General features: G+C 41.8%; 10 protein-coding genes. All 10 read right to left on the bottom strand.

Annotated features, from left to right (window positions below):
* Positions 1 to 73: 73 nt before the first annotated feature.
* The 10 genes from T515_RS03900 to T515_RS03855 all read right to left on the bottom strand — a co-directional run bounded on the left by T515_RS03900 (position 74) and on the right by T515_RS03855 (position 12012).
* The gene (locus T515_RS03900) at positions 74 to 1207 is read right to left on the bottom strand and encodes a galactose ABC transporter substrate-binding protein (RefSeq protein WP_036607818.1); all 1134 of its coding nucleotides are present in this window, start codon (positions 1205 to 1207) and stop codon (positions 74 to 76) included.
* Between the two features lie 271 nt (positions 1208 to 1478).
* Complete coding sequence (locus tag T515_RS03895) at positions 1479 to 2435, bottom strand: glycosyltransferase family 2 protein (protein ID WP_036607815.1); 957 nt, start codon at positions 2433 to 2435, stop codon at positions 1479 to 1481.
* A 56-nt stretch (positions 2436 to 2491) separates the two neighbouring features.
* Positions 2492 to 3385, bottom strand: a complete 894-nt coding sequence (locus T515_RS03890) for a LicD family protein (RefSeq protein ID WP_051671411.1) — start codon at positions 3383 to 3385, stop codon at positions 2492 to 2494.
* A gap of 4 nt (positions 3386 to 3389) precedes the next feature.
* A complete protein-coding gene (gene rfbH, locus T515_RS03885) occupies positions 3390 to 4727 on the bottom strand; it encodes a lipopolysaccharide biosynthesis protein RfbH (protein WP_036607812.1) in 1338 nt (445 codons plus the stop codon).
* Between the two features lie 87 nt (positions 4728 to 4814).
* Positions 4815 to 5903 carry an acyltransferase family protein gene (locus T515_RS03880; protein ID WP_081832658.1) on the bottom strand — a complete coding sequence of 363 codons (1089 nt, stop codon included), beginning with the start codon at positions 5901 to 5903 and terminating at the stop codon, positions 4815 to 4817.
* 106 nt (positions 5904 to 6009) lie between these two features.
* The gene (rfbG, locus tag T515_RS03875; protein ID WP_036607807.1) at positions 6010 to 7104 is read right to left on the bottom strand and encodes a CDP-glucose 4,6-dehydratase; all 1095 of its coding nucleotides are present in this window, start codon (positions 7102 to 7104) and stop codon (positions 6010 to 6012) included.
* An 88-nt stretch (positions 7105 to 7192) separates the two neighbouring features.
* Positions 7193 to 7966, bottom strand: a complete 774-nt coding sequence (gene rfbF / locus T515_RS03870; protein WP_036607805.1) for a glucose-1-phosphate cytidylyltransferase — start codon at positions 7964 to 7966, stop codon at positions 7193 to 7195.
* 114 nt (positions 7967 to 8080) lie between these two features.
* The gene (locus tag T515_RS03865) at positions 8081 to 9514 is read right to left on the bottom strand and encodes a hypothetical protein (protein ID WP_036607802.1); all 1434 of its coding nucleotides are present in this window, start codon (positions 9512 to 9514) and stop codon (positions 8081 to 8083) included.
* 88 nt (positions 9515 to 9602) lie between these two features.
* Entirely contained in the window at positions 9603 to 11225 is a 1623-nt protein-coding gene (locus T515_RS03860) for a hypothetical protein (RefSeq protein WP_155988254.1), read from the bottom strand.
* Positions 11203 to 12012, bottom strand: coding sequence for a glycosyltransferase family A protein (locus T515_RS03855; protein WP_051671410.1), 810 nt, complete (start codon positions 12010 to 12012; stop codon positions 11203 to 11205). The genes T515_RS03860 and T515_RS03855 overlap by 23 nt, the downstream gene beginning before the upstream one ends.
* Positions 12013 to 12034 lie beyond the last annotated feature (22 nt).

The raw sequence follows: 12034 nt of genomic DNA, 5'->3' as shown, positions 1-12034 counted from the left end.
AGCACAGGTGCGTTTTCGCACCCGCACTCCTGTCTAATAATCTTAATTAAATTAGTTACTTCTGTTTTGTTAATCAGCCAAGTGAAGCAAGGATGTCATCAACATTAGATGTTGTAACCTTTACATAATCACAGCCGATGTAGTGATCATTTGTCTCACCCTTAAGGTACTTAACAGCTGCATCTGCTGCTGAGTGTGACTGTGAGATGTGGTCATTAAATACTGTACCTGTCTGCTTTCCTGACTTAACGTTCTCGCAAGCCTCCTGAAGAGCATCTACACCAAGAAGATATACATCTGTTCCAACTGTCTCGCCTGCAGCCTCGATAGCCTGAAGAGCACCAAGTGCCATAGCGTCGTTGTTACAGAATACTACTTCGATATCCTTACCATGCTGAGCAAGTGAGTTAGCAACAAGTGACTGAGCCTGTGCCTGATCCCAGTTACCAACCTGATCATCAAGCTCCTCAACCTCGATGCCTGCATCCTTAAGTGCCTTAACTGAGAACTCTGTTCTGTACTGAGCATCAACGTTCTCAGGGTCACCTTCGATCATGATGTAAGAAACCTTGCCATCGCCGTTGATATCACCCTTGTTCTCAAGGTCTGCAACGATTTCACCCTGCATTGTTCCTGACTGACGAGCATCACAGCCAACATATGTTACGTTCATGTTCTCGTCTGCCCATCTCTTCTCTTCCTGCTCATCAGGCTCTCTGTTGATGTATACGAGAGGGATGTTAGCTGCTGTAACCATATCTGTGATTGTAGCTGCTGATGAAGAGTTTACAGGATTGATGATAAGAACATCTACACCTGATGTGATGAAGTTCTGAATCTGGTTTGTCTGAGTTGCCTGATCGTTAGCACCGTCAACGATTGAAATGTTCTCAGGCTTAAATCCAAGTGACTCAAGATATGACTGAAGCTCTGTTCTGAAAAGTGTCATGAAGTTATCTGAGAACTGATAAATACAAACGCCTACCTTCTTGTCTGCAAGGTCAGTTGCTCCTGCCTCTGCTGCTGCGGCTGTTGCTGCCTCTGTAGCTGCTGCTGTCTCTGTCTTTGCAGCCTCTGTTGCAGCTACCTCTGTCTTTGCAGCCTCTGTAGCTGCTGCTGTTGTAGCTGCTGTGTTAGATGAACCACAACCTGCAAGCATAGATACTGCCATTGCTGAAACTGTGAGAATGCTAAGTGCTTTCTTCATAATAATCCAATCCTCCTAGATTTTCTGTGTTTACGGGTTCTCCCGTGTTTCTTGAGTAGATTATATCCATCCACTGCAAGGGATAGAATAGATTATTCTTCTTTGAATCTTGAAAATCCTTTCATATATTGATGACCATAGAATTTTTATGATGATTTTCGAAAGCAATCAGGGAATATTAAATTGATATATTAAATGTTATTAATTTAATAAAAAAAAGATGCGATATGTGATATCGCATCTTAAAAAACCCATATACCTGCCTGCAAGTTCAGCTCAAACCATTCTCTTTATCAAAGTTCTTCATATCTTCAATAATATACAGAGGTCTGTCCTTAAGCTCTTCAAACAGAACCGCAATATATTCTCCGATGATTCCTATGACTATGAACAGTACCGCAAACATAAAACATAACAGTACCACTATGGTGGCATAGCCTGACGGAGCCCCGTCATGGGTACATAGAGTATATATAAGAAGAACCATGCCCAGGAAACCGCTGAAAAAGCCGGCAAATATTCCAAGCTTCAACGGAACATTGGAAAAGCACATGATGGTATTCATGGCAAAGGTAAAAAGTTTCTTTATGGAGTAATGACTGCTTCCGGCAACTCTCGGAGCCGCCTCATACTCTATGGTAGTCTTTCTGAACCCGACATTCTGTACGTAACCGCGAAGAAACCTCACCTTCTCACGGTAATTCTTTTTCAGAATATCCTGTACAGATCGGGTTATGGCAAAGAAATCCGAGGCATTGGGTTCAAGGTATATATCCGATACCTTATTAATGAACCAGTAAAATCCACCGCTGGTGATCTTTTTTATGATACCCGCTGTTTCATTTCTTGTTCTGACCATGGAAACAACCTTAAATCCGGAATCAAAGGCATCAATTATCTTTTCAAGATTCTCGGGAGGATGCTGAAGATCAGCATCCATAAATACCATCCCGTCACCTTCCGCATAATCAAGTCCGGCTATCATAGCCGCTTCATGCCCGAAATTTCTGGAAAAACTTATAAACTTCACGTGCTCCGGATCCTTTTCAGACAGTTCAAGAAGTATTTCCCCGGTTGCATCTTTTGATCCGTCATTCACAAAGATAAATTCATAATCCCAGTTCTTATCCCTCAGGTACTTTGCGTATTCTCTTGTAACTCTGTAAAACTCATTTATCCCCGCCTCTTCATTGTAGGCAGAAACAACGATGCTCAACAGTTTCATGATATCTCCTGTTCATTATCCGATATATGACGTGAGTTCCAAAAGTCCATATCGGAAAGTTAATCCCTGTTTTCCAGTATCTCAAGTTCACGTCCGCTATGGGATGGCTGCCTCTTTTCCACTGGAGGAAGCTTCATATAATCCCCATAGAGCATTTTTAAAACCTTATCCCACTCCTTCGGTCCTGTGAACTTTTCTCCTTCGAACTCAAAGTGAATAGGTTCCTCCCAGGAATCCTTTACGGTACAGTACTGGAAATCAGGCTGATAATTTGAAAAAAACGACTGTCCTTCTTCCTTAAGCTCATTCCCGTTATAAAGATCTGTGTACTTTCTTGCACTCTGATCCTGCCACTTGAATATGGTATTCATGGAAATCAGCTTTCCGAGTCCCACAAGAACCATAACCTCCAGCTTCTGTAATCCTTTATACTTTGACCAGTCAAGTTTTCTTCTGTGAGCCATTCCGAGTCCAAAATATATCTGCTGCTTAAGCTTCATGAGCTTTGCCTCAGTCTTATCAGAAGGAAGTCTGTCTATTATAAAAAGGTCAACCCACAGATGATTGAGTTTACCCTCATAAAACTCCATATCCTCATCATCTTCCGAATGTCTTCTCGAATTAAGATAAACCACTCTCGGAACGAAATCATAGAAGGATTCACCGTTTCTGTATTCATAAGGCATCACCAGTTCCATCTCAGCCGGAAGCTCAAGATTTGCTATGGCCTTGAACTTTTCAAATTCTTCTCGTCTGAAGCAAAGATCCACATCATCATCCCATGGGATGAATCCCTTGTGCCTTACAGCACCAAGAAGGGTTCCGGAATCAATAAGATAAGAGATATTGTGTTTCTCACATATATCCCGTATGGCTTTAAGTATCTCGAGATTGGCCCTGTGTATCTTTTCAAGGTCAAAATCCCAGTCATTTTTTTCTATAGTATTGTTCATATGATTATTTTAATGCCTCTATCAGAACTTTAGCCATATAGCTCAGCTTCTCGTCAGTCATTCCGGGATAAAGACCTACCCAGAAAGTATCTCTCATGATCCTGTCTGTATTTTCCAGACTTCCCACAACACGATATCCTTCTCCCGACTTACGCATCTCATCGAAGCATGGATGCTTAATGAAATTTCCTGCAAACAGCATTCTTGTCTGTACTCCGTGGTCCTCCACATATCTGACTACATGCTCTCTGTCCACACCTTCCCTGCAGGTCATAAGAAAACCGAACCAGCTTGGATCTGAACCGGGCTCAGCCTCCGGAAGTATGAGCTTGTCCTCTGCTCCGCCCTCAACCAGAAGCTTCTTAAGGAAGCTGAAATTATGTTTTCTTCTTTCAACAAATGAAGGGAACTTCTCAAGCTGTGCAACACCGACTGCAGCCTGCATATCGGTAGCCTTAAGATTGTATCCGAAATGTGAATAAACATATTTATGGTCGTAACCCTTTGGAAGCTCCCCATACTGTCCGTCAAAACGATGTCCGCAGGTATTGTCCCTGCCCGGTGCGCACCAGCAATCACGTCCCCAGTCTCTGAAGCTTCTCATGATACGGTGAAGAAGGGGATTGTTGGTATAGCAGGCTCCTCCTTCTCCCATGGTCATATGATGAGGCGGATAGAAACTTGAGGTTCCTATATCACCTATGGTACCTGTAAGCTTTGTCTCCCCGTCAATCTCATAGGTGGTTCCCAGAGAGTCACAATTATCTTCCACAAGCCAGAGACCATGCTTATCACAGAACTCCTTTACCGCCTTTAAGTTAAACGGATTTCCGAGAGTATGGGCTATCATAACAGCCTTGGTTTTAGGGCTGTAAGCCTCTTCCAGCCTACTCACATCTATATCACAGGTCGGAAATGTTACATCCACGAATACAGGAACCGCACCATACTGTATGATAGGATTTACCGTAGTCGGGAAGCCCGCTGCCACAGTGATGACCTCATCGCCTCTTCTTATCTGCCTATCCTTCAAAAGCGGACTTGTAAGAGTACTGAAGGCAAGAAGATTTGCACTTGAGCCTGAATTGACAAGGCTCACATACCTTACACCAAGGTACTCTCCGAATTTCTTCTCAAACTCATCTGTAAATCTTCCTGCAGTAAGCCAAAACTCAAGAGCACTGTCAACGAGATTCACCATTTCCTTATCATCAAATACACGGCTTGCGTAAGGTATACGGTCACCTTCCTCGTAGGGTTTTGCCGGCATCTTATATTTTTTTGCATACTCAGATACAAGATCAAGTATTTCCTGTCTTGCCTGCTGTTCTGTTTTATCCATTATTACCTCCTTGGTTCAGGCAGGGGCCGGGATCATCCTGGCTCCCATCTGACCCGCCAACAAAGTTTAAAAGTTCAGTCTGTTAAGTCAGCTGAATAGTTTCTTTGATAATCTTATGACCGGTCTTTCGATTATCCTCTCCAGAAGAAGAGAAAGAATAAGACTCAGGATCAATGCCATTACACTTTTCAGTTTTTGATTCTCTATGAATAATCCTAAATGTTGTATCACTATATAGTGAACAAGATATAAAGAATAGCTTATTTTTCCGAAAAATGGAAGAATTCTGCTTTTTTCAAGAAATGAAAGTATATACGAAGATCTGTCAATCGAAAAAAGGAACGCCATCCAAAGCAAACTCAAAAACAGATATTTATCCGACAGGTATCTGCTCACCGGTATCCCGAAAATCACATGTCTTATTCCCGGAACCATAAGAAAAAGCAAAACAAGGATACTTACTGCTGCTGCATCATATATGGAAAGCCTTGTTTTATTTCTCTTGAATGAAGCATTTTCACCATCTGTAGTCTTATGACCATTACATATAACATAGTTAAGTAAGGCTCCTGACAAAAGCACCGGAAGGTACCATCCAAGCTGTATGCTGTTTTCGGGACAGTTTTTATAGAAGAAAAGAAATGAAAACATAACAGCTGTAAATACAAGCAGACTTATCCTATATTCTCTTTTCTTAAACACCGAAAATACAAATCCGAAAAGCGGTGTCACCAGATAGAACTTAAGTTCCACCGGTAAAGTCCAAAAATGACCTGTTCCTTCCAGAAGCAGAAAATTCTTCACAGCTTCCGGAATCCCAAGATATCCGATTAAAACACTTAACACCAGAACCACTGAAAATGCCGGGTAGATGCGGATTATTCTTTTAAGATAAAACCTTAAAGAAGCCATCACATATTGTTTCACGAAGGTTTTATCTTCCGGATTGACGCTATTTATATCAGTATTTATCTTATTATCAATAAGATATGGACGAAATGTAAAAAAACCGGTAAGCAGAAACAGAAGCCATACGCCCATTTTACCGCATCCCGATACAGCATCATGATATTTCGGCACTGCCTGTATGATATGAACCGCCAGCACTATAAGAATAGCGAGACCACGTACGGAATCAAGCCAAATCATGCGCTTAGGCATTCCATTATCCATCATTTTTCTCCCAAGCTTTTATATTTAATCTGTGCAATGCTGTCTTTCCGGAGTTTTTCACCCGATGCGAATCTTCGGAAAGGTTTTAGCAATGATTTCAACCGGATAATCACTCTGAAAGAAATTCCTGTATCTGATTCCTTGTGAACAAAAGCATATCCTCTTTATCATACCATGCTCTGTACCACTTCACAGTCTGAGCCACTGCATCATCCACATGCCACACAGGCTCCCAACCGAATTTCTTTTTGATCTTTGCTGTGTCGAGCTTCAGGAAGGCTGCCTCGTGGGGGGCATTTAACTCAGCCTCAGTATGCCACTTTGAAGCACCTCCCCAGAAGGATGTAAACTTATCCGCAAGCTCACCTGTTGTTATGGCATCTTCCTCATCAGGTCCGACATTATAGCAATCTGAAAGAACCGGCTCCGAAACCTGCTTCATAGCTATGAGAAGATATACATACAACGGCTCCAGCACATGCTGATAGGGTCTCGTACTGTACGGATTTCTCACATGTATCATTTTCCCGGCCACAGTATCCCTTACGCAATCAGGAATGATACGGTCCTTTGCAAAATCACCGCCTCCTATAACATTTCCGGCTCTTGCCGTGGAAATGCAGGTAACATTTCCTGATTCATGATCAAAAAATGATTTCTTGTAGCTGTGAGTCACCAGCTCAGAACAGGACTTTGAATTACTGTAGGGATCATATCCGTCAAGCTTTTCATCCTCTCTGAAGGCATGATTCTCGAGATCATTGTTCTCATAAACCTTGTCTGTGGTGACATTAAGGCATGAAATAACCTTTTCCTCATGACTCAGGTTATAATTTCTTATACATTCAAGAAGATTTACGGTTCCCATGACATTGGTCTCATAGGTCTCTCTCGGAAACTCATAGGATGTTCTGACTATGGGCTGTGCTGCAAGGTGAAGCACCACCTGAGGCTTGGCTTCATCAAAAAATCTTTTCAGATGTTCATAATCCCTTATATCACCTGTTTCCGAATGTATCTGTTCTTTTAATCCGAGAATATCAAAAAGTGATGGCTCTGTAGGCGCCTCCAGGGAATAGCCATAGACATCTGCATCAAGAAGCTTCAACATAAGTGAAAGCCAGCTTCCTTTAAAACCTGTGTGTCCTGTAACAAGAACCCGCTTCCCGCTATAGAACTCTTTAAGCTCTGTAAATTTAGACATTTCTTTTTCCTTTATCACAAACTACCCTTAGGATTCACAGTAACTGTTTCATAGAATCCCTGAGGTATTTACTTAATGCTGATATCACTCAGCTCCATCTCTTCCAGGGCGCCCTGTTTTCTTCCCACAATGTCTCCAAAAGCTTCTTTTCTCTCTGGGTATCCATACACTGCCAGAATCCCGGATGATAGAAACTCATAAGCTGTCCGTCTGCCGCAAGCCTGTGCATAGGTTCCTGTTCAAGTACACATTTATCTCCGGAAAGATAATCGAAAACCGAGGGCTGGAATACCATGAATCCACCATTAATGATAGCACCATCCTCATTCTCTTTCTCTCTGAAAGACTTAATGCAGTTGTTTCCGTCTATATCAAGAACTCCCTTTTGCTGCGCAAGAGAAACCGTGGTTATTGTCGCTGTCTTTCCATGAGATTTATGGAACTCAACAAGGGAAGACAGATTCACATCAGAAACTCCGTCACCGTAGGTAAGCATAAAGGGCTCATCTCCCACGTACTTCTGTACCCGCTTGATACGACCTCCGGTCATGGTATTGAGACCTGTATCCACTATGGTAACCTTCCATGGCTCATTCATATTGTTATGAACTTCCATCTGATTATTGCTCAAATCGAAGGTGACATCGGAATTATGCAGGAAATAGTTTGCAAAAAACTCTTTTATAACATACTGCTTGTAACCTGCCAGTATGATGAAATCATTGTATCCGTAGCTGGAATAGTATTTCATGATATGCCAGAGTATAGGCATCTCGCCTATTTCTATCATTGGCTTTGGTTTAAGATGTGACTCTTCCGAGATACGTGTTCCGAATCCACCTGCTAAAATTAAAACCTTCATTAATATAACCTCCAAAGCGAGAGTCTCTGTATCTTTTTGTCCGCTTCAATTTACTTGATTCATATACAGGAATTCCGCTGAAAATGTACTTAATTGTAAGGAAAAACCATCCTATCATTTGCTGTATATGTTGAGTCCGTTTTCCTTCAGTATAGAAAAAGCTCCTCTGACCTTACCGGCACCATGATTATACTCAAAAATCCTGTTCAGTTCATCATCCGTGTAATCTTCAATGTGAAGAGCCGTATCCATCATGGACTGAAAATATGTTTTACGATATGGCGCATTTTGGAGTTCTCTTTTTGTTGAAACAAAGCTTCCTGCCATGAATATGCAGATCACAGCCAGAGATATACCAAAGGAAATGACAGAAACTGTACTCTTTATTTTTCTGCTTTTCCTCTCTTCACAGAATCTTCTTATAACTATACCGTAAATTATCAGTATACCGAAAGTTCCCGGCAGATATTGTAAGGAATATCTGCTCTGCCATGCATAGGTCTCCACAAGATACAGATATCTTGAGCAAAATACCAAGAGATGGCTCAATACACCGCTCATTATAAGCAGCAGAGGAAACAGTGTTTTTCTGTAGATTCCATTTATAAAGTACAGTATAAGTGCATAGGCATAGCAAAGAATCACAAGAGCACCTGTCATATAAACAACTCCATAACCGGTCTTTCCGGAACCAAGCAATGCTTCCCACACATCTCCGCAAAGCACTTCCGATGCAAAACCATTCAGGATGAAGTGTATCGTAAAACCTGTTTCTCCCAAGAGAACCTGCATAAGTGTAAGCTGCTCCTTTACATTATGCTCATACTCTGCCGTGCTGTTGCTTATAAGAAAAAGAAGCATGGGAATTGCGGAAGAAAGCAGATAAACCGCTATACGCTTCCATGAAAGATTCCCTTTCTTTATTATTCCCATATATATAAATGCAGCCATCAGACTGAGACAGTACTGTACTATATACGGTCCCGCAACAAGAAGAGCTGTATAAGGTAAGATAAACAGTTTTATTTCATCCCGGGGGTTCATTGTGCCCGTGAATACTCTCTCAATTACCAGATAATTATAGAAGAAAAGTCCGTAACTTATGAAATGAGGATATCCCGAACCGTTTATCAACAGTTCCCATTTGTTAAGACTGAATCCCACAAGCATAAGAGCGGCAATAGACAGATACCCCGGACGGATTCTTTTCGTGTACCGGAACAGCACCAGCATGGTGAAAAAGATACCCATAAGTCCAAGCATACGGTCAAAATCCACTGAATACCCGAATAAATGAACATTGATCCATCTCAGCGGATAGGTTATCGGGATACGGGTAAGTATATCGGAAACAAAAAAGCTTTCCGGTGAAAGCGTATCCGGAAGATAACTGTTTATGAGTCTGATATAGTCAGAATAAACTATGTCTTCTGAGGCTGTTTTCACGTAGAAAATAAGAAAAAACGTACCTAAAACAGGGCAAAACATCAAAAGATCCCATATTCTTTTATCAATGTGTATTCTATCCTGTTTTATATTAGTTTCCATTGATTCCCTCCATGAGTCAGGCCCGGGCCGGATCTATCCGAACCCGCATCTGATCCACCAAACAGATTTGAAAGTATACTTTCAAACTTTATCTTTCCTTTTCATTTACGGCACTCCAGTCTGCCTTTCCAAATACCTGGTCTGTTATATCAATATATCCTCTTCTGTCGGAGGTCTCCAACAGAACCACGGAATTCTCATATACCGCACTATCCGGAAGTTCAGATATATCATTAATATAATGAAGCCGAGAGCCCTGACCCGTTTTTTGGGGATCGTAGGGTTTATAGAAATACTCTCCGTAAAACTCTGTCATTCCGAAGCTGTTATAGAAAATATATGTCTGACGTACCCCCAGAAAATCCCTGTATTTTCCTATGGTCTCGTCCGCAAGAGAATTGACTCTGTCGAGCTCAGTCATAAAGAAAATATTCCTGAAATTGCTTCTGTAAAGCTGTTCAACAGGGATCATAAGACAGCAGTAAAGTAAAAACAAGAGAGCAAAAAGGGCTGAAATATTCCAGGTTCCTGTACTTCTCACAGTACCTTTTTTCATTTCCCCGACAGGTCTTTTCTCAAGTTTTCCAGATATAAAGCATATATAGAGAAGTGCTGCGGTATAGCTCACATACACCCATCTTATTTCCAATCTGATGGTGATTGAACTGCATCCTATGCATAAGGCTATGAATGCAATAAACAGAAGATTTTGGAATATCTCCCGCAAATCCCCGGGATGTTTCCTGATCTGTGAAGCATATATACAAAGCATTGCAAGAATTACAGCCCAGCTCAGGTACACACAGATATGAAGCCACAAAGGTGTTTCCCCCCAGGTTATTCCGTTAAGATAGCTTTCTCCAACATTCACACCAAAAACATACTGCACCTGCTGCAGAGCATACATGAAGGCCTGGCCGATACTGAAGGTATCCGTTACGTCTGTTCCCGCAGTACCTGCCGGCATAGCCTGTCCCGCAACCATAACACGCACGCCAAAGAAAAACAGAAGTTCCGAAACCGGTATCATCAGTTTAAGAAGACACCTTCCTTTTATCCCATCAGCTCTTGACTGTAAACCTCTGAAAATCAATACAAGACAGAAAAGCGGGAAAAGTGCGATGTATCTCTCATGAGTGAACATCACAAGGAAATATGCAAAAGCAGCACCATAATAGTACCTGTTCTCTCCGCATTCGGAAAATCTGTAAAGAAGCCACAGAACGATGATCGCAAGAAGCAGTCCAAGGGATTCCAGAAGTCCCAGCACCTGTCCTATCTGATAAGCCGCAAAATGGGATCCCAGATACATGCCGGCAGCTAAAAACGAAATCAGTTCCGCAGAAAAACTATTTCCGTTCCTTCTTTCATTGACCTTTGTGAGATCCAAAGCAAAAAAATATACCACAAATGAAATAAGGATATTGAATGCTGTGTTAAAGGCAGAATAAAAATTCACATGCCGCCCCACTAGCATAAATTCAAGATAGCTCATGGCCCAGTAGAAGGGTCTGAAATTACCCTTTGTACTCTCAGGAAAGGTAAACTTCCAGAAGCTGTCTTCTCCATAAAAGGACCAGAGATACAGATCATCTCCATACAGCCCTCTAATCTGAATATTCCGGTTTACAAAAAATCCAATTAAAATAAGTGCAAAAAGTGCAGGAAGCACCATTTGCACTTTATTTTTAGTTACTTTTTTTATTTTCATACGCTCCATAGGCCTTTTTATAGAAGTGCATGAGCAGACTCTTCACAGGAGCAGAATGCATCTGTCCGAAAATTTCCGCTTCTTCCTTCTCTCTGTTGTTATTCTCAATGTTCTTCATGGTCTCAGCACCCTCATGAACACGATATGCCATAAGAGACTTTTCCAGACATATAAATCTTCCGGGCTCTCCGGCAAGCCTGATGAGCGTTGCCCAGTCGATAACAAATTTATAGTCATTTCTGAAAAGAGGAACAGGACAGTAATTCACATTGTATGTGCAGGTCGGACAGCCTATACCGTTTCCGTATTTCAATGCCGACATCTTTACATCCGTCCTGTGGGCTCTCTCATGATTTCGAAGCCTGAGCCTGAGAATCCGCTTTACCCTTTCGGAACTTCCGTCGATGGTATTGCCATCCCCGTCTATGGTGTCATATCGGCAGCAGAAAAGGGACATATCCGGGAATCTCTTGTAGGCATGCAGCAGGGCCTTTGTATAGTCAGGAAAATACAGATCATCCTGATGGGCGATGGTCACGAGCGGCGCCAGCTTACTTCCCTCTTCATAGGCGAAATTCCAGTCATCCTTAAGGCCGTGCTTTCCATTTCTCACATAGACCGGATAACCAAACTTTGCGCTGCATGCTGTTATGAATTTATTGGGTGTAGAAGTGCATATGATAACCTTGCTTTCCACACTCTGAGCCTTCAACGAGTTCAATAGATATGGAAGGTACTTTGATTCTCCGTATGCAGCTACCGCAAAGCAATGCTTATATCCTTTCAAAACCATCCCCCTAAAACACTGT

The organism is Oribacterium sp. P6A1 (genome assembly GCF_000702885.1).
GTDB lineage: Bacteria > Bacillota > Clostridia > Lachnospirales > Lachnospiraceae > Oribacterium.
This window is presented reverse-complemented; position numbering and strand designations above follow the sequence as displayed.